The sequence below is a fragment of the Vibrio sp. YT-18 genome (assembly GCF_033337345.1).
GTDB classification, from domain to species: Bacteria; Pseudomonadota; Gammaproteobacteria; order Enterobacterales; family Vibrionaceae; genus Vibrio; species Vibrio alginolyticus.
This window is the reverse complement of record NZ_JAWOQO010000011.1, coordinates 14,709-34,153: the sequence shown is the minus strand read 5'-3', so window position 1 is coordinate 34,153 and position 19,445 is coordinate 14,709. Positions and strand designations below refer to the sequence as shown.

17 protein-coding genes and 1 tRNA gene are annotated in these 19,445 nt (G+C 44.0%); 13 read left to right on the top strand and 5 right to left on the bottom strand.

Translation table 11 applies throughout. From position 1 onward, the window contains the following. The first annotated feature begins 11 nt into the window (after nt 1–11). The 7 genes from pal to R7M72_RS15660 all read left to right on the top strand — a co-directional run bounded on the left by pal (nt 12) and on the right by R7M72_RS15660 (nt 5,948). Entirely contained in the window at nt 12–536 is a 525-nt protein-coding gene (gene pal / locus R7M72_RS15690) for a peptidoglycan-associated lipoprotein Pal (RefSeq protein ID WP_005378293.1), read from the top strand. A 15-nt stretch (nt 537–551) separates the two neighbouring features. After that, the gene (gene ybgF, locus R7M72_RS15685) at nt 552–1,304 is read left to right on the top strand and encodes a tol-pal system protein YbgF (protein WP_005387926.1); all 753 of its coding nucleotides are present in this window, start codon (nt 552–554) and stop codon (nt 1,302–1,304) included. Between the two features lie 251 nt (nt 1,305–1,555). Further along, the gene (gene nadA / locus R7M72_RS15680; protein WP_017635054.1) at nt 1,556–2,617 is read left to right on the top strand and encodes a quinolinate synthase NadA; all 1,062 of its coding nucleotides are present in this window, start codon (nt 1,556–1,558) and stop codon (nt 2,615–2,617) included. A 118-nt stretch (nt 2,618–2,735) separates the two neighbouring features. Further along, on the top strand, nt 2,736–3,779 hold the full coding sequence (locus tag R7M72_RS15675; RefSeq protein ID WP_017635053.1) for a potassium channel protein: 1,044 nt from the start codon (nt 2,736–2,738) through the stop codon (nt 3,777–3,779). Beyond that, the gene (locus R7M72_RS15670) at nt 3,779–4,195 is read left to right on the top strand and encodes a DUF350 domain-containing protein (protein WP_005378281.1); all 417 of its coding nucleotides are present in this window, start codon (nt 3,779–3,781) and stop codon (nt 4,193–4,195) included. The genes R7M72_RS15675 and R7M72_RS15670 overlap by 1 nt, the downstream gene beginning before the upstream one ends. Before the next feature lie 8 nt (nt 4,196–4,203). Then, nucleotides 4,204–4,773, top strand: a complete 570-nt coding sequence (locus R7M72_RS15665; protein ID WP_025766906.1) for a DUF1190 domain-containing protein — start codon at nt 4,204–4,206, stop codon at nt 4,771–4,773. Between the two features lie 8 nt (nt 4,774–4,781). Further along, nucleotides 4,782–5,948 carry a glutathionylspermidine synthase family protein gene (locus tag R7M72_RS15660; protein WP_213886271.1) on the top strand — a complete coding sequence of 389 codons (1,167 nt, stop codon included), beginning with the start codon at nt 4,782–4,784 and terminating at the stop codon, nt 5,946–5,948. 73 nt (nt 5,949–6,021) lie between these two features. Here the strand turns inward: R7M72_RS15660 and R7M72_RS15655 are convergent, their stop codons facing one another. Then, nucleotides 6,022–6,633, bottom strand: coding sequence for a YecA family protein (locus R7M72_RS15655; protein WP_315956938.1), 612 nt, complete (start codon nt 6,631–6,633; stop codon nt 6,022–6,024). Between the two features lie 51 nt (nt 6,634–6,684). Here R7M72_RS15655 and R7M72_RS15650 point away from each other — a divergent pair, with 51 nt between their 5' ends. The 3 genes from R7M72_RS15650 (at nt 6,685) to R7M72_RS15640 (ending at nt 10,289) form a co-directional block, all read left to right on the top strand. Then, entirely contained in the window at nt 6,685–9,105 is a 2,421-nt protein-coding gene (locus R7M72_RS15650; protein WP_167415677.1) for a hybrid sensor histidine kinase/response regulator, read from the top strand. Nucleotides 9,106–9,607: 502 nt separating this feature from the next. Beyond that, nucleotides 9,608–10,057, top strand: coding sequence for an L-alanine exporter AlaE (locus R7M72_RS15645; RefSeq protein WP_005378276.1), 450 nt, complete (start codon nt 9,608–9,610; stop codon nt 10,055–10,057). A gap of 144 nt (nt 10,058–10,201) precedes the next feature. Beyond that, a tRNA-Ser gene (locus R7M72_RS15640) sits at nt 10,202–10,289 on the top strand. A 273-nt stretch (nt 10,290–10,562) separates the two neighbouring features. Here the strand turns inward: R7M72_RS15640 and R7M72_RS15635 are convergent. The 3 genes from R7M72_RS15635 to R7M72_RS15625 all read right to left on the bottom strand — a co-directional run bounded on the left by R7M72_RS15635 (nt 10,563) and on the right by R7M72_RS15625 (nt 13,366). Then, a complete protein-coding gene (locus R7M72_RS15635) occupies nt 10,563–10,691 on the bottom strand; it encodes a hypothetical protein (protein ID WP_005378275.1) in 129 nt (42 codons plus the stop codon). 348 nt (nt 10,692–11,039) lie between these two features. Further along, nucleotides 11,040–12,032: a cytochrome d ubiquinol oxidase subunit II gene (locus tag R7M72_RS15630; protein WP_017820054.1), complete on the bottom strand. Its 993-nt coding sequence runs from the start codon at nt 12,030–12,032 to the stop codon at nt 11,040–11,042. Between the two features lie 2 nt (nt 12,033–12,034). Further along, nucleotides 12,035–13,366: a cytochrome ubiquinol oxidase subunit I gene (locus tag R7M72_RS15625; protein ID WP_005388402.1), complete on the bottom strand. Its 1,332-nt coding sequence runs from the start codon at nt 13,364–13,366 to the stop codon at nt 12,035–12,037. An 816-nt stretch (nt 13,367–14,182) separates the two neighbouring features. Between R7M72_RS15625 and R7M72_RS15620 the strand changes: the two genes are divergently transcribed. Then, nucleotides 14,183–14,431 (top strand): hypothetical protein, encoded by a 249-nt coding sequence (locus tag R7M72_RS15620; RefSeq protein WP_005378271.1) that lies wholly within the window; start codon nt 14,183–14,185, stop codon nt 14,429–14,431. Between the two features lie 5 nt (nt 14,432–14,436). Here R7M72_RS15620 and R7M72_RS15615 read toward each other — a convergent pair whose 3' ends face one another. Then, nucleotides 14,437–15,426, bottom strand: coding sequence for a Solitary outer membrane autotransporter beta-barrel domain (locus tag R7M72_RS15615; protein ID WP_017820055.1), 990 nt, complete (start codon nt 15,424–15,426; stop codon nt 14,437–14,439). A 774-nt stretch (nt 15,427–16,200) separates the two neighbouring features. Between R7M72_RS15615 and R7M72_RS15610 the strand changes: the two genes are divergently transcribed. Next, nucleotides 16,201–17,838, top strand: coding sequence for a methyl-accepting chemotaxis protein (locus R7M72_RS15610; RefSeq protein ID WP_005378266.1), 1,638 nt, complete (start codon nt 16,201–16,203; stop codon nt 17,836–17,838). Between the two features lie 466 nt (nt 17,839–18,304). Next, on the top strand, nt 18,305–19,444 hold the full coding sequence (locus R7M72_RS15605) for an efflux RND transporter periplasmic adaptor subunit (protein ID WP_042522092.1): 1,140 nt from the start codon (nt 18,305–18,307) through the stop codon (nt 19,442–19,444). Nucleotide 19,445: the final 1 nt, after the last annotated feature.

Genomic DNA, 19,445 nt, shown 5'->3' with positions numbered 1-19,445 from the left:
AGGAAAATAAGATGCAACTGAACAAGGTTCTAAAAGGGCTACTAATCGCGCTTCCTGTAATGGCTGTTACAGCGTGTAGTTCAAGCGACGACGCTGCTTCTAACACTGGTGCAGCAACAAACAACAATGGCGCAGTGGAAACAACAGTAGCTACGCCAATTGATCAAAGCGGTCAGTTGACAGAGCAAGAGCTAAAAGAGCAAGCGCTACGTGAAACTCAAACAATCTACTTTGCTTTTGACAACTCAACAATTGCAGCAGATTACGAAGAGATGCTAGCGGCTCACGCTTCTTACCTAAGCAAGAACCCAGCACTTAACGTAACTATCGAAGGTCACGCTGATGAGCGCGGTACACCTGAGTACAACATTGCTCTAGGTGAGCGTCGTGCACAAGCAGTAGCGAACTACCTACAAGCACTAGGTGTTCAAGCTGACCAAATCTCAATCGTTAGCTACGGTGAAGAGAAGCCACTTCTTCTAGGTCAATCAGATGAAGTTTACGCTAAGAACCGTCGCGCGGTTCTAGTATACTAATTCGAGGTAATCCTCATGTTCAGTAACACTAAGCGCGCTGTTGCGCTTACGTTACTGGCAAGTGCAGCGAACTTTGCGTTCGCTGCACCAGCTCCAGTATCTGATCTCAACAGCACATCATCCGTCTCTAAGAGCCGTTCATCTGAAACGGAAGTAGAGCGTCTAGAACGTTTGCTCCAAAACCGCAATCGCGTTCAGCTCCAAATGCAACAGCAAATTGACCAAATGTCGCAAGAGATCAGTGAATTGCGTGGTCAATTAGAGCGAAATAGCTACGAAATGAAACAAATGTTGCAACGTCAACGTGAGTTGTTTGTCGAGCTGGATCGTGTTCGTGGAGAGATAAAATCCGCGCCTGCGCAAGAAGCGAAACCGGCTAAAACAGGTGGTCAGTACACACCAAATGTTGATGAGCAAACGGCATACCAAAATGCAGTCGACCTCATCCTCAAGAAACGTGACTACACTGGCGCAATTGCAGCGTTCCAGCAGTTCCAGAAAGATTATCCTGATTCTACATATTCAGCGAATTCTCACTACTGGCTAGGTCAGTTGTACTTCGCTAAAAAGCAGGATGAGGATGCAGTGAAAAGTTTTGCCGCTGTGGTGTCTTACAAAGACTCCAATAAGCGAGCCGATGCGTTGCTTAAATTAGGCGAAATCGCTGAGCGTAATAACAATGCAGCTCAAGCGAAAAAGTACTACCAACAAGTGGTTGATGAATACCCAGGTAGTGCATCTGCAAAACTTGCCAGCTCTAAGCTGTAAGACGTTATGTTTTGAAAAGGAAGCTTCGGCTTCCTTTTTCTTTTCCATTTTCTGTTGGTGCAGAACGGCTAAGTCGATAGCAATGATGCAGAGCCTCTGACCTTGTGTTGCACCGAATTTCGCTACTCGGAAATGCTACCTGTAACAAAGATATACGGCTAGACCGCTAGAAATCCCCGCGACAAGTTGGTTTTTGAAAATTAACGAGGTTACAATACTCGGATTAAAGGAAGTTGCGTAGAGCAAGAGCAATGAGCCATATATTAGATAAAATCGACACTGTTTACCCATTCCCACCGAAACCAGTTCCATTAAGCGAAGAAGAAAAAGCATCTTACATTGAGCGTATTAAAAAGTTACTCAAAGAAAAAGATGCGGTACTTATCGCGCACTATTATACCGACCCTGAGATTCAAGCCCTAGCTGAAGACACTGGCGGGTTTGTTGGTGACTCGTTGGAAATGGCGAAGTTTGGTAATCGTCACCCTGCAAGTACATTGATTATTGGTGGTGTTCGCTTTATGGGCGAGTCGGCCAAAATTCTGACACCAGAAAAGCGCATTCTAATGCCAACGTTGGAAGCGGAATGTTCGCTCGACCTTGGCTGTCCTGCGGATAAGTTCAGCGAGTTTTGTGATGCTCACCCTGATCATACGGTTGTAGTTTACGCAAACACCTCAGCAGCGGTTAAAGCCCGTGCCGACTGGGTCGTTACATCGAGTATTGCGCTTGAAATCGTGGAACACTTAGACGCTGAAGATAAGCCAATTATTTGGGGACCAGACCGTCACCTAGGATCGTACATCGCTAACAAAACTGGCGCAGATATGCTGCTTTGGCAGGGTGAGTGTGTGGTTCATGATGAGTTCTCTGCTGATGCGTTACGAAAAATGAAGAGCGTGTATCCAGATGCGGCTATTTTGGTTCACCCTGAGTCACCAGCAAGCGTCGTAGAACTTGCCGATGCCGTTGGATCAACGAGTCAGCTGATCAAAGCAGCGAAAGAGCTTCCTCACAAACAAATGATCGTTGCGACAGACAAAGGTATTTTCTTTAAAATGCAGCAACTAGTGCCAGAAAAAGAACTTATCGAAGCACCAACCGCAGGTGCAGGCGCAACATGCCGCAGCTGTGCACACTGTCCTTGGATGGCAATGAACGGTTTGAAAGCAATTGAGAAAGCGCTTAGTGAAGGTGGTAAAGAGCACGAGATTTTTGTTGACGAAGAACTGCGTGTTAAATCCCTTATACCACTTAACCGCATGCTAGATTTTGCTGAGCAGCTAAATATGCAAGTGAAAGGTAATGCTTAAAAAGTAGGCGTAACTGAAAGTAAATCTCAAAAACCAGCCGAATATGGCTGGTTTTTTTGTGTCTTACTATCAATGAGTTACTATTGATGCAATCAATGAATATCGAGGTCATAAATTTATGGCGGTGTGGTTAGTAGTTAAAAAGTGGCTTAGTTCACACCTTTTTAAATTGAGCAACCGAAGCCTTCTCATCTTTAGTGGCTTATATGTGAGCCTTTCATGGTGGCTGCTGGTTCTCGCTGGTGAAACCGCATTAACAGACAGTTTCGCTAACTTTATCTATTACCTCATGGTTACGGCGAGTACGGTGGGTTATGGCGACCATTCTCCAGTAACAGATTTGGGTAAATGGGTTGTCGTGCTATTTGTAATCCCCGGCGGTTTGAGCTTATTCGCCGCATTATTGGGGCGTGTCGCTGGAGCAGCGATGGACTATTGGCGAGCGGGTATTTTAGGAAAACGGAGAGTAAGAGTGGAAAACCATATTGTATTGTTGGGCTGGAATGGATCGAGAACGATGCACCTTATTCGCATGTTACAACATGAAGAAGAGGGAAAGCGTCCGATTGTTTTATGCAGCCGTTCAGAAATAGAGAACCCGTTACCTGGCGAAATCAGTTTTATCAAAGTGACCAGTTATACCGATTCGCAAGAAATGAAAAACGCCAATATTGCCGAAGCCGCTTGCATTATTGTGGATAATCTCTCGGACGACATTACCTTGTCAGCCGCTCTATACTGCGCATCTGTAAACCCTTCCGCTCATTTGGTCGCTTACTTTAAAGATGAAGCGCTAGGCCGACTTCTAAGTCAGCATTGCCCGAAAGCGGAATGCATACCTGCTGTTGGCGCAGAAATGTTGGCAAAAGCGGCGGTTGACCCGGGCTCAAGTGCGCTTCATCAGGAGCTTTTGGCTTCAACACGAGGTATGACGCAATACTCAGTTATTTATCCCGAGGGTCAGTCTGCCACCACTATTGAGAATCTCTTCGTTTTTCTCAAAAGACGCCATCATGCCACGCTGATTGCTTTTGATATTGGCGATGGTATTCAACTCAACCCAGATTTAGATGCTGAAGTACCCGCGAGTACCAAGCTGTTTTACATTGCAGATGAACGTATTGAAGATTTTGCCTGGAAAGAAATGAACAAGGAACAATAATGCACATGATTGCTGGCCTGTTAGCAGGCTTCCCAAACTTTTTACTCTATTTCTCTGTTTCTATTATTTTTGTATTGGCGTTTAAGTTCATCTACGTCAAGTTGACGCCATACGATGAGTGGCATCTGATCAAAGAAAAACAAAATACAGCAGCAGCGATTGCGCTAAGTGGGGCCTTCCTTGGTTACTGTCTCGCGATTTCGGGGGCGGCAAAAAACTCAGTCAATATCGTCGATTTTATGGTATGGGGCGTTGTTGCAATGCTTGCTCAAATTATTGCATTTGCAATTGTACGCTTTATTTTACTTCCGAAAGTGGCAGAGCGTATCGAAAAAGATGAACTGCCAGCCGGTATTGTATTAGCAGCAGTTTCTGTTTCCGTTGGCGTATTGAATGCCGCGTGCATGACCTACTAGGAGGAACGATGAAGCGGAGTTCTAACGTTAAACGTTCTTCCATGGACAAAAGCTTAAAGCTTGGGAAAATTCTTCCCTTTGCTGCCTTTGGTGGTATTTTCTTCTTTGCTACGTACGAGTCAAAAACAGAAGGGTACATTTTTTCTGATGCTGATGAGTGTAAATCTAACTCGCCTGAGTTTAGTGAACAGTGTGACATTGCATACCAAGAAGCTTTAGCTCGTGCCGAACAAAATGCCCCTCGCTACCGCAGCGAGTTCGAATGCGAGAATGATTTCTACGAGGATGATTGTTACTACAGTTCCAGTTCCCGAGCTTATGTACCTAACTTTGGCGGTTTTTTTTACAGTCGCTCATTAAGCGGGTTGAAAGGTTATAACAAGAGCTATTACTCAGAGCCGATGTACCGTTATAAATCCAAATTCTATAATGGAGCAGGACAATTCTTTGGCTCCTACCGAAATCAGCCGACCAAAGTTGCGACGAATAGCCTTAATAAACGTGGTGGCGGCACCATTGGCAGGGCGATGTCTCGAGGCGGGTTTGGTAAAGCGGTGTCGGTCAGTCGAGGCGGTTAAAAAGCACTATGTTTCGACGAGAAATACAAGAGCGCGAAAACTGGCGTGAATTAGCACGCCAGTTTGGTTTTGGTTTCCATACCATGTATGACCAACCGTATTGGGATGAGAGTGCTTACTATCAATTCACGCTGGAGCAAATTGAGCGCGATATAGAAGCGCCCACTGAAGAGCTGCATCAGATGTGCCTGGCTATTGTGGATGAAGTCGTTCGGAGTGAGCGGTTGCTGACGCAATGTGCGATCCCTGAATCTATGTGGGAGCAGGTCGCTTCTTCATGGAGACGAAGCGAACCTTCGCTTTATTCGCGGCTGGATTTCGCGTACAACGGGACCTCGCCTGCAAAATTACTGGAAAACAATGCGGATACGCCAACCAGCTTGTTTGAAACTGGCTTTTGGCAGTGGGTGTGGCTAGAAGGTGTTGTAAATAAAGGTCGAGTTCACCAGAGCGCGGATCAATTCAATATTCTTCAAGACTTTTTGATCGAGCGCTTTGCCGAAATAGCAAAATACCAACCAGGACAAACACTTCACTTTAGCTGCTGCAAGTACACTGAAGAAGATAAAGGGACTGTCCAGTATTTAGAGGATTGCGCGCGAGAGGCAGGGTTAGCAACGGCATTCGTGCATGTCGAAGATATTGGAGTGACGGAAGATGGTCTGTTTGTGGATGCTGACGACAGAGCGATTCGTTGGATGTTTAAGCTTTACCCTTGGGAGTTTATGTTTGAAGAGGAATATGCGAAGTACTTAGCGACTGCGAACGTAAACTGGTTAGAACCGATGTGGAAGTCGATTCTATCCAATAAAGCACTTTTACCGTTATTGTGGGAGCGTTTTCCTAACCACCCGAACCTTTTGCCCGCTTATTTTGCTAACGATTCAAAAGCGAACACTATGAGAGATTATGTCATCAAGCCACTATTTTCTCGAGAGGGCGCGAACATCGAGATCGTCATCGATGGAAAACGTTTTGTTAAAACGTCAGGGCCTTATGAATCTAAATTTAATATCGTCCAGCAATACCATCCACTACCTAAGTTTGGGCAAAACCATACGTTAATTGGCAGTTGGTTGGTCAATGATAGAGCTGCCGGTATTTCGATTAGGGAAGACAGTAGCTTAGTGACTCAAGATATGGCGCGGTATATTCCACATGTAATTTTAACATGATCAAAAAAGCTCTCCATTTGGAGAGCTTTTTGTCTATTCAGCCGTTCAATCTTGATGGTCGACAGCGTTGCGTCTATTGTTCTTCAGCTAATGCAACACCGCGCTGGGTAAGGCCACATAACATCACTGGCATTGCATTGAAGATCTCTTCAAACTGCTCTAAGCCTTCCATACCTTGTTCGGCCAATGTTTCAATGGTTGTTTCTGGGTCGTAAAGCATAGTAAGAGAAAGTAAAACACCACCGAGTAGTGCATTATCTTCGCTATCCTCAGGCATCAACGTTTCCCAGTCATCACGCGCAAGTTGCCAGCCTTGTAATACACCTTCACAGAAATCGCGAGCCTGACTTGTTACAATGTCTTGCTCATCTAGCGCGCACCCTGCAGGCCACTGCCAAGTGCCTTCTAGGAGAGCGGGACGAGTTTGGTTCCACATTTGTACAATCTCGTCAATGTACTGCTCTAGTTGTTCACCGTCAGTAAATGGCGCTGTTTCTTCTCCACCCCATAAGAATGGCAACCACTCTTGAGGCATTAATACGTTTGGCGCTGCAGCCATCGCTGTTACAAAGCCTTGAGTTTTTGCTAGGTTTAGTAGTTTACCGTCAAGTTCTAGGAGAGAAAGGATGTCTTGTAGTTTCAAAATAGAATACCATTTGTTAATGGGCTGGTTGATTGCGCTCATCTTACCAATCAATTAGTGATAAATCGATATTAGGGAATGATTCACACATCTATGGAAATTCGCTCATCACTTAGAAAAAAAAGCATTCTCGCCCTAACACTTTACCTGTGCTTCTTTATCGCCACTATCGGTTCTGTCGCCTATTTGGTTGTTGAGCCACCGGTTAGACAAAAGCTAGAGCAAAACCTAGAGTTACGTACCCAACTCCTGGCTCTTGAGATAAAAGAGCCCCTCCTCAGTTCTACAGGTGTATTGAGCAGCTTAGTAGGGCTAGCCCAAGGGACTGAAAATATTCAATCTCTCAACACAATAATTCCACATATTCTTCAATTGAGTGACAAGATGCTTGTTAGTGGTGGCGTATGGCCTAAACCCGAGCTCAAAGCAGAACAATGGAGATATAGAAGTCTATTCTTCAATAAAAACAGTGATAGTGGTATTGACCAAATTCACTCCTACAATAACCCCGAATCTGGCGGTTATGATAATGAACCCTGGTATGTCGCTGCCGCCGATGCTCCGGTAGGTTCTGTTAGTTGGTCTACGGTTTACATCGATACCTTTACTCAGGTCCAGATGATTACCGCGTCTTCTCCGTACTACCAAAACGGTCGATTCGCTGGAGTTGTAACGGTAGACCTATCACTTGATGCACTTTTTCAGTTTATTCGAGAGCACACGAACCAGCATTCTTTGGGGGTAGTGGTTCGCGATGCTGACTCAAACGTGATTATTGAACACAACTTTCAACTGACGGACGAAATTTATGTCAGCGAGCTTGATTTCGGAGAGTTCGATTGGCGCATGGAAGTTGTCAACGCAAAAGCTAAAGTCGCTGATCAAGTGTTTGAACAAGTGATGAGCGTTGAGGGGAGGATCATTCCATTTTTGCTCTTGTGTGTCTTGGTCGGTTACTACTTACTGAATCGCTATATTGTTGAACCAATTGTTCGCATTGCCGCTAAGATTGATGACTCGAAAACTGGTGGGATCATAGATATTGACTATGATAGCGATGACGAAATCGGACAGCTTATCGAGAAGTTCAATGAAAAGACGATCTATTTAGAGCAGGAGAGAATAAAAGCTCAGGCTTCGACAAACGCTAAAACGGCATTCTTAGCCACATTGTCCCACGAGATTCGCACACCAATGAACGGTGTACTAGGAACTGCCCAGATACTGTTAAAAACACCACTTACCGATGAGCAGCGTAAGCACCTGAGAACACTTTATGATTCAGGTGATCACATGATGACATTACTCAATGAGATTTTAGATTACTCAAAAATTGAACAAGGGCATGTTGAGTTTGAAAATAAGCCTTTCCCAATTGAGTCGATTATCGGCAGTATCAAGAGTGTTTATCAAACGCTGTGTGCAGAAAAAGGTCTTCGCTTTAGAGTCGTCTCGCATTTACCAACGGGTCGTTGGTACAACAATGACAAAGCCCGTTTACGTCAAGTACTGTTCAATCTACTCAATAACGCTGTTAAGTTCACCGATCGTGGCATAGTAGAGGTAGAGCTAGCCGAGAAATCGAGTAAGGCTGGCACCAAGCTGATACTAAAGGTAAAAGATACAGGGATTGGTATTTCAAAAGAGGCACAAAAACGCATTTTTCGTCCTTTTGAGCAAGCGGAGTCATCAACGACTAGACGGTTTGGTGGTACAGGGCTTGGTTTAGCAATAGTCAAAGAAATCGCGGAACATATGGGTGGGCAAGTGGTTGTAGAGAGTCAGGAGGACGCTGGAACGACTTTTACTGTCGAGATTGCCCTTACACCTTGCAAGCCAGGTAAAGTAGAGTCAATCAATACACATAAATTGAACTGTAAAGGGTTGAAAGCACTCATTGTTGAAGACAACCGAACAAATGCGATCATTATGGAAACTTTCCTCCGAGCCAAGGGCTTTGAGTGCACAAGTGTCGAAAATGGTCAGCTTGCAGTCGATGAGGTTGCGATCAAACCATTTGATTTGATACTGATGGATAATCATATGCCTGTTCTAGATGGCGTTGGGGCCATATCAGCCATTCGAGCAATGAGTTCACCTGCTAAGTCGGTACTGATTTTTGGCTGTACAGCGGATGTGTTCAAAGAAACACAAGAGCGTATGATTAATGTAGGAGCAGATCACATAATAGCGAAACCAATAGTGGAGTCTGAATTAAATGATGCACTGTATCTTCATGCGACACAGTTATATCAGTACCAATCGGACTTTGATGGAAATGCAGCAGATAGCTTTAATGCTGAAAAGTGGTTACTCAACTTCTATGTCGCTCTAGATAATGGACATCTTAATGAAGCACTTGAGGCTATTTCAGCGATCATTGCGGAGGCTCCCCTTGAACTCAGTGACGACGTTTCTTCAGTCGCTGAACGGATAAGAAGTAACTTAAAGCGTCAGCAATCCCCAGACCAAGATGATATCGATACATTAACGATTTTGCTGGCCTCACCATAACTGAATCAATATGGCGCAACTGTGAATTGTTCTTACTATTCATACGTCATCCAGCTTCGTGACAAACTCTTCTAACCTGCAATGAACAGGCTTGCAGTTTTACTTTTACGAGTAAAGCAGCAAGACCTTCTACTGTGATTATATCGGTAATACTCTGAATTTTCGCAGCTTGGTAGCATAAGCTATAGGAGTGACTGTTTACAGTCCGAGTTTTGTTCTAACTTTACGCCAAAATAATTATCGTAACCCCTTTTTATGTAAGTGAAATCCGTGTTTTTGTACCATTTTTACGTAATTTTAGGCGTTTTTACTCGCCATTGGTGAAAAAAACTACTTTTACTTTAAAAGTTGGTTATAAATTTACAACTTAATTTTAAATACAGAACCATAAGCTAGTTTTTGTGTGCTCTAATTGCATCATTAACTGGCTTGGTGTCTTTTTAGTGGTTAATAGTTTTATTATTTTTATTAATTGCAGTGTTTGATTTTAAGGGTTTTGTAAATGAAGTCTCGTGGACCATTTTGTATTCGTCACGCCGCAGCGGATACCTTTGCTATGGTTGTTTTTTGCTTTATCACAGGGATGATTGTCGAGATTTTGATTTCAGGGATGACATTTGAGCAATCTCTAGCATCGCGTACGCTATCGATTCCAGTGAATATCGCCATTGCTTGGCCGTATGGGGTTTTTCGTGATTGGGTGCTGCATCAAGGTAGTAAGGTGTCGCCGTCTTCCTTTATGAAGAACATCTCTGATCTGGTCGCTTATGTACTATTTCAATCTCCAGTTTATGCGGGTATTTTATTCGCAGTTGGCGCGTCTACAGATCAAATTGTGACCGCAGTGGCAAGTAACGCTGTTATTTCTTGTGGCATGGGTGTGTTGTATGGGTACTTCTTGGACATGTGCCGCCGTTGGTTCCGTGTTCCCGGTTATTCTCAAAGCATGTAAATGCCCCAGTTTTGCTCAATTTAGTTACTTAGTGAGCAATCGATTCGAAAAGGGCGCTTTTTTTTATGTTTAGCCTTGACCATCAGGCACATAATCATTAAATTAGCGCCTCGTTAGCCAATGATGCTAGCCAAAATTTGATTCGGTGAGTTGTCCGAGTGGCTGAAGGAGCACGCCTGGAAAGTGTGTATACGGCAACGTATCGAGAGTTCGAATCTCTCACTCACCGCCACATTCTAAAAGGTCTGATTTATCAGGCCTTTTTTCGTATCTACACTAAAGTAATGCGTCATTGAAAGTACACAAGAGTGCTCAAGGTGCAAGCGCCATTCTATCTACAAGCCAACTATTCACATCTCACCTCTATACAACGCCAAAATTGAAGATGCTATACAGAGGCAGCCATAATCTGATTGGTGCGGGTTAGCACATCCGCTTTAATCTAGAATTTAGCACCCATATCACATGAGGTATGAATACGGCCACAAGAATGAACGTAGTGCTACTAGATGCTAAGCAAAACAGCCATGAACACGAATACAACAGCAATCATACCAAAGAGATCTGTGTTTAGATTGAGGTCATCAGGGTTAAATTTTTCAATGCTTTGCGTCGTTTTGCATCTTATCTTCATGTTCTTGTCCTTATTTCATGTACGATTTCAACAGCAACATAACATGCAATTGAGTGTTCACAAGTCATAAAAAGCATAAGTATACTTGCACCTCATTGAGCGCAAAAAATACTCAAAGCGTTTTAAAGTGGTGGTCTACCTTTTGTAACATCAAATGTTCTTTCTGTTTTTGTGCCTGTATCGCCATCGTTGAGAAATGGTTATTTCGTTCTAGTTAGGAACAAACTACTGGCTGCCGTTACATTCTCAAGCGTTTCCACTCAGTCGCCTTGGGTAGATACTTTAGTCGTGAGTACTGCAAAAAAAAACGCCGCATGAGCAGCGGCGCTTTGTTGAGGAATTCCCTTCCTACTTGTAGCTAAGTTCTGTCGCTTTGCCTTTGAAGATCCGGTATACCACAAAGGTGTAAAGCAATATCACCGGCATAACAATCATCACACCGTAGCCCACGATTATTAATGTCGCAGGTGAGGAGGCCGCTTGTTGTGCGGTCATTAATCCCGGCACAACTTCTGGGAAGAAGCTATACGCAAGCCCGAGAAAGCTCAACGCGAAAATGACAGTGACACCAAAGAAAGGCCAGCGCACACCCAGATCATTCACCATTGGAACCTGACGCAAATAGCGATCAACTAGGAAGATGGTTGCCAATACAATTAACGGAACTGGGGCAAGCAACAAGATTTCTGGGAAGCTGAACCAACGCAAGGCAACTTGTTGATTTACAATTGGGTTTACAACGCTAACCACCAAGATTCCTAAGGCTGCTAACCAACCAGCACGGCGAGACCAACGGGCCGAGCGTATTTGCAAATCACCTTCCGTTTTTAGTACTAACCATGCGCCACCGATGTAAACGTACGCCGCCGCTACACAAAGTGCGCTTAACCAAGCAAAGCCAAATGCTTCGGTTGATTGTTCAAATCCCATGATGTAACGACCCACCATGTAGCCTTGGGTTAGCGCGGTGACTAACGAGCCAATTCTGAAGCACCAATCCCAGTGAGGTTTATGATCCGAGTTCGCTTTGGCTCGGAAGTCGAACGCCACGCCACGCATGATCAGTGCGATAAGCATAATCGCGGTCGGCATATAAAGTTCCGTCAAAATCAAGCTATGAGCAGTAGGAAAGGCAATCAGCAGAATACCGACGGCTAACACCAACCACGTTTCATTCGCATCCCAGAAAGGGCCGATAGACGCTATCATTCGGTCACGTTGCGCTTCATTATCACTCGGTAAAAGGATACCGACGCCAAGATCGTAGCCGTCGAGCACGGCATACATAAAGACCGAGAAGCCAAGCAGCAGAAGATAAATTTCTGGTAGATAGTCGAGCATGATTAGGCCTCTTGTTGTGTCAGTGGGACTTCATGGGCTGCAACGTCTTTGCGCGCCAAATAGAATAGGGTATGGATGTACGCAACCAGCAATGCAGCATAAATGGCTAAGTACATAATGAGCGAAGTCATCACGCTACTGCTCGCAACCGTGGTGACGGCTTCGGATGTTCGCAATACACCGCTGACCAACCAAGGTTGTCGACCAATCTCAGTAACATACCAACCCGCCAGTGTGGCTATCCAACCAGAGAACGTCATGGCTAATACCGTGTACAGGTAAGGTTTAGGTAGCGCTTTTTTACGTGCTAGCTTCACCGCGCCATACCAGCTAACAAGCAACATAAGGACACCAACACCAACCATCACGCGGAAACCAAAGAACAAGGGCTTCACTGGCGGGTGGTCAGGTGCAAACTCGTTAAGTCCTTGGATTTCCCCATCTAAGTCATGCGTAAGAATCAAACTCGCCAGCTTTGGGATGCCCACTTCAAAATCATTGCTGCGAGTTTCTTCATTTGGCATCGCAAACAGAAGAAGAGGCGCGCCTTGCTCGGTCTCCCACACGCCTTCCATCGCTGCGATTTTTGCAGGTTGATGTTCAAGCGTGTTTAACCCGTGAAGGTCACCGACAAAGATTTGAATTGGGATGAATCCAGCCGCCGCGAACAGCGCGACTTTTAGGCCAAGTTTGGCTGAGCGGTGATCTGGCTTTTTCATTATTTGATAAGCTGAGATACCCGCAATCAAGAAGCTGGCAGTCAGCGCCGATGCTAATAGCGTGTGCAGAAGACGGTAAGGTAAAGAAGGATTGAAAATAACTTCCTTCCAACTGGTTACATGTACAATTCCGTCAATCACTTCATAGCCACTTGGTGTGTGCATCCAGCTGTTAAGCACTAGAATCCAAAACGCGGACATACTTGTCCCAACAGCAACCAGAACGGTGGCGAGAGTATGAACCCATTCCGGCACTCGTCCTCGTCCAAAAAGCATCACGCCAAGGAAGGTGGCTTCCATAAAGAAGGCGGTCATCACTTCGTATCCGAGCAATGGTCCTGCTACGTTACCGACTCGTTCCATAAAGCCTGGCCAGTTGGTACCAAACTGGAAACTCATCGTAATGCCGGATACTACACCTAAGGCGAAAGTAAGAGCGAATATCTTGACCCAGAAGTAATAAACATCGAGCCATACGGGGGCTTGGGTGCGGTTATATCGCCACTTGAAAAACACCAACATCCATGCCAACGCGATGGTGATGGTCGGGAAGAGAATGTGAAAGCTGATATTGGCCGCGAACTGGATCCGCGACAGCATGAGGGTATCTAACATCTTGGTTCCTCAAAAACGTGCCATACTAAAAATCGTGTCTATCTGTAATTTAGTTACGAAAAGTCGGGCAGTTTGGATTCATGTATCGAGAAATACAGGTGATTCTGTTTTCTTCTAACCATGATTTATATCAACTAAGGGAAAGAAAGGAGTGTAGGAAATTGTCTCAAAATGCCACTAATAGTCGCGAGAAGTGAGTAAAAGAAAGCAAATGTAACTGAAGGAGCATGGATTAAGATTAGTTCGAATTATCCTTATGATGGTTTCGATAATCCTGAAATAAAATTACAAAAACAATATTTTTAGTAAGGAAAATTGCCTTGCCTTCACTTTGAACCTCCATACTATTTATACACTAGTCATGTCGAGATCATCTCAAACACAGCAAACTTACTGGCAGTTAAGGTGGGAAACTTTAGCTAATTGATAAACTTAAAATTGCACTGCTAATGACATATGCATCATAAGTTCGTTAGCACTCGACCAGAAGTGCGATAGGCTACATTTTTATACTAGCGAACGATTTGGCGCTAGGTAATTCGGCTTTCACTAGATCAACAAGTCGACTGCGGACCATTTTCGATTTCTGATGAGTTTCAATCCAAACTGACACTTACTTTTCAGCAAGTGTGCTAGTGTCTTTCTTATTATTTATTAAATAATTAATAGATGCCGATATGGTAAAGAGAGTTGTGGACAGCTATCTCGAGCAGTAGACTGGCGCTAGCCAGAGAGTCTGACTTTGAGGGGGGCATTCTACATGAATTTTGGATTCTGCCACCGCAAAGCTGATATTGAATTTGATGGAGATGGATAATGAATGACAGTTGGGCTAATTTCTTTCCTTACTTTGCTGGAGCTTTTAAGCTTATTGTATTAGGGATAGGAGCCTACTTAGCCATTAAATGGCATTTTGACGAAGAGCGAAGGGTAAGAGAAGCGGAAGGTGTGGTGTTTGATAACCCAAGTCTCATGAAAAAGTTTGCGAAGACGCTAACTCTGCCATTCCTTTTGTGTCTTCTCGTTCTTCTTGTTATATATGCTACCAACTGGTTCCTGTATTGACGGCTTTATTGTTTGTTGTAGTAAAGCTGAATGCTGCCGCCTCTGAGAGTCGAGCCGTAGTTGAAGTTAACGCCTATGCCGAAATTGTCCAACCAATCAAAGGGCTTTGGTGCATAAAATAGCCATCCTATAGAAGCTTCGTAGTAATGCGGACTTCCCAGTTCATCGCTTAAATCATGCGAAAGGTCGACTCTTTTAATCCCGGTAAATAAAGCCTGCTCACCGTGATAAATATTGTAGTAACCGGTGATTTCATTAGATAGGTACCAACCTTTAGGGTTGCCTATATTGCCGTTATTTGCGCTTCCCCAGCTGTGCCCAATGAATGAATTCAATGTCGAACTGGCATGCCATTTCCCCCAAATTGTGGGAGACGTGTATTTGGCTTTAATGGATGGTTGAACTATTGCCGCCCATGCTGAAACGTTAACGGCACGGCCGTCTAGGATTCTTCCAATGATGGATGAAAGTTTATTATCGGTAGAGAATGAGTTTTTATAACGCATAAGGTGAGTCGTCGTTCTGGTGCTAAGGGTGACGTTTTCACTTGCTTTGTATAGATACCCATAACCAATCGATGCACCGTATGTCCTTTCCTTGAGAAGATCCTTACTTGTGCCGAATAGTTTGAGATCATTCTCTGTTTGTATCGTAAATGCCTTAAACGACAGCTCATGTAAGTCCTCGCTGCCCTCTATGTCAAAGTTAGTCGTGTAAGGGAGAACATATACGGATTTGCTTCGACGTTCATTGATTGACTCGTCAGTCCCGAACTCTGGGTTGGCGGTATCAAATAATGCATTCGGATCAAAGTCGCCAATACCAAACGCAATTGCGTCAGTGTCGGACAGCAAAACCGCGATAGAAAAACGTTGTTGGAGAAGGTTGCTAATTTCCTTATCTAGTGGATCCGCTTGAGCTGTGTTAGGAAGAGAGAGTAGGAGAGCGAGCGAAACGACTCGCCACTCCACTGAGGCGAAGTTGGGTTGGAACATTTTGGCTCTTTCAAATGGTTCATGCATGGAGTTTTTGGACGTACCGGTACGCTAACATTAGTTTAATCGTTGAATGGTCGGTGTAACTTTGAGAAATCTATGTTTTCTCATATTGATATGAAAAAGTTCCTTAAACGAGTTTAGCTTCAATGTGTATGCTGCACCAGATTTGTTTAGCAACATCATTCTTTTCTGAAGATGTAGCAAGACTTTGTGACTAGGTTGCATTATTTTCTTTAATGCGTCTCTTGAGAGGAAAATAGCAAACTTTTTTATTGCCTTGGCGCTCAAGAAAATCTGAATCGTTCACTGTGCTACTGGTTAACTTCGAAAACTTGTAAGCATCCTGTCTGCCAACATCACGACTAACATCATCAAGGAGTACCCTTAAATACGTCAGATAAACAATGGTTTTTTTGAGCTTTAGAAGAAATGTTCGGACCTTTGCATATTCCGCGGTGGTGCTCAATCCAAGAACTGTGTTTTGTATGTGTTCTCAGTAAATCATTGAGTCGATCTATTCTTCAAAATGTGGTCCCTTTTAATTCACTTTCTGTTACATATTTTTCGTTTTGAAAGAGCATTTTAATTTGCATCTTTTGAAAAGATCTCTTTGTTAAATTTTGTATAAAATCAACTAATTGTTGAAATTAGAACCCTTGTCAAAAAGTCATTAGATTTCATGTTGAATAGCCTCTTTTACCTAATAGTATACTCTATTTGTTTGATATAATTTCCGGCAGTTTGTATACCATAAATAAAGAGAGTCTATTCATGTTCCAGAACTTAACGATCAAGCAGAAGATAGTGATTCCGCTGTCATTGATTATTGGATTGTTTATTGTGAGCTCTGTATTAAACGTTATGACAAGTTGGAAGCAATCTGAATTGAGTGAGACACTCAACGAACAGATCGTGCCGAACTTATTAACGATTGAGGATGCTTACCGCGATCTTTACCAAGCTACATCTGCAATCCAAGGTGTTGCTCTTTCTGATACTCAAACCGATATTGATCACCACATCGGTGAATACAAAGACAACGCATACAAAGCGCTGCCGCGTATGGAACAAATGATTGAGCTATCGCAAGCCGGTGTGACGCCTTCTACACATGGTAATGAAGTTCGAACGCTTGTCTCTTTGGGTGAAAAATGGTTAGCAAGTTATGAGGCGATGCTACGTTTACCTCAATCTCAATGGCGTGGTTACTACAATGAGCACAAACATACCTTTGAAGACCAATTTATCGAGGTTAGAGCGCAGCTTAACGTTGTAAAAGATGCAATAGAAGAAAAGCAAAGCCAATTGAAGGACGAAATATCAGCGGCTGCAACAAGAGCAGAACTCATTCTTGAAGCGGGCATTGTGATTGTTATTCTGGCCGCTATTGCGATGGCGTTTTTGTTGTTGCAAACGGTTGTGAAGCCTATCAATGATATTAAAAATGCGATGACAGAAATTGCGTCCGGTGAAGGTGATCTAAGTCAGCGAATCGATGTAAAAACACAAGACGAAATTGGCAATTTAGCAGACGCATTTAACCAGTTTGTGTCCAAAATTCAAGTGACAGTCGCTCAGGTAATTGAAAGCTCAAATACCCTACGTAACGAAATGGCAAATCTTAGCTCGTTGACCAAGACCATCGCGAACTCGACCGTTTCTCAGCAAAAAGATAGTGAGGCGGTAGCGGCGGCAGTGCACGAAATGCAAGTCACCAGCAGAAATGTAAGCGATAGCGCTAACGAAGCCGCGGTTGCGAGCCAAACAGCGAATGATGAACTTACCAATACCAATGTTATTTTGGATCAAACGGTTAGCTCAATTCGTAGCCTCGCAAGTGAAATCGAAAGCGCAAGCCACGTCATTAACACATTGGATCATGATGTGAGTAACATTGCGTCCGTACTGGATGTAATTCGTGGTATTGCCGAGCAAACAAACTTATTAGCGCTTAACGCAGCCATTGAAGCGGCTCGCGCTGGAGAGCAAGGGCGAGGCTTTGCTGTGGTAGCGGACGAGGTTCGTTCTTTAGCCAGTCGTACGCAACAGAGTACGGGAGAAATCCAAACCATGATTGAAAAGCTACAATCTGGTGCAGGACAAGCTGTAGAAGTGATGCGCGGTAGCCAAAATAGCAGTGATGAAACGATCAAGTCCGCTGGCCGAGCGAGTGAATCCCTTTCTGAAATCTTGAACGCGATTTCACGTATGAACGAGATGAATACACACATTGCAACGGCTGCGAGCCAGCAAAGTACAGTAAGTGACGAAGTAAATAGCAACGTACAAGGCATTGCAGACAGTAGCACTTCAATTGTGGAAATCGTAAACCAAGCGCAAGCTTCTTTAGCCATGTTGTCAGAGCAAACTCAACGTTTAGATCATCAGGTCAGTCAGTTCAAAGTATAAGCTTGAGAACAGCAATCTCACTGACGAAATAACCCGCTTCTTAGCGGGTTATTTTTTAGATAAGTGGCGAACCTGACTTGTGAAATTTCGACTATATTTACATTCCTTTCTCACTTTAGTTCGTATACCAGAGTGGGCAAATAACCCTAGACAGCGGTAACAAACTCTGTACAGCGTGATGATGCTTTTATCATCACTTTTGCTGCTTTTTAACCATTGCAATTGCACACAGGAAAATGTGATTTCCAACCCAAAATCTTCAAATTTGAGAACTTCATAACACCTTTACCATAAACGTTTTTCGTAAGCGTATAGAACTGTAAATTTTGTTGTATGTACAACACTGGGTATTTATCATCCTAATTAATTTGTTCTGGATATACATCCTTTAGTCATTATTAAGTCATTCTAGAAGCTTTTAATAAGGAATCTTGAAGGCTTGTCGGTAGATAAGAGAGAAAAATTCATGAGACGTAAAACCACGCTATCTCTGCTGATTGCGTCGAGCCTTTTTGTGGTTGGATGTCAACCTAGCGAAGAAGGATCGAGCCAAGGAGGGGGGCCTGCGCCCGCAACCGAAGTAGAAGTGTTAACAGTGCAGCCAACGCGCCAAGCATTGACAGTAGAGTTGCCGGGTCGTAGCCGAGCATTCAAAGAAGCGGAAGTTCGTCCGCAAGTCACTGGCATTATTTCGGAGCGAAATTTTGTTGAAGGTGGCCTTGTTGAACAAGGACAGTCGCTATATCAAATTGATGATTCATCATTTCAGGCGGATTTGCTGAGCGCTGAAGCGGAATTAATCCGTGCGCAAGCTGCGGCAGAGTCGACCTATGCCACGGTGAAGCGTTACAGAACCTTGATCACCAAAAAATCCATCAGCCAACAAGACTTGGATGAAGCAGAAGCGGCATACAAAGAAGCGAAAGCGCAGGTCCTAGTCGCAAAAGCCAAGATCAACACAGCAAAAATCAACTTAGATTATACGCAAGTCAAAGCTCCGATTAGCGGAGTGATCGGTAAATCGAGTGTGACAGCGGGTGCGTTGGTTACGGCTAACCAAGCTGCCAAATTAGCGACCATTCAGCAGCTTGACCCTATCAATGTTGATATTGTGCAATCATCCGCGCAACTGCTGCGTTTGAAAGCATCACTCTCCCAAGGCCATATGCAAGAAGATGACTCTGCGCAAGTTACATTGATGCTTGAAGATGGCAGCACTTACGAACACAAAGGCACAATGAAATTTACTGAGGTCAATGTGAACGAAAGTACGGGCAGCGTGACGCTTCGTGCCGAATTCCCAAACCCTGACGGTTTGTTGCTACCTGGAATGTTTGTTCGTGCGACGGTCATTACTGGTGTCGACCCTGATGCGATTCTAATACCACAAAATACGGTATCTCGTGATGCGACAGGTAAAGCGACAGTGATGACGGTTAATGGCGAGAACAAAGTGGAAGCGAAACCAGTGAAGACTGCCGAAGCGATCAATAGCCAATGGCGCATTATTGATGGTTTGAACGCGGGTGATAAAGTCATTACCGCCGGTTTACAAAAGGTAGGGCCAGGCAGTTCGGTAACTATCCAAAACGGTGAACAGGAGTAAT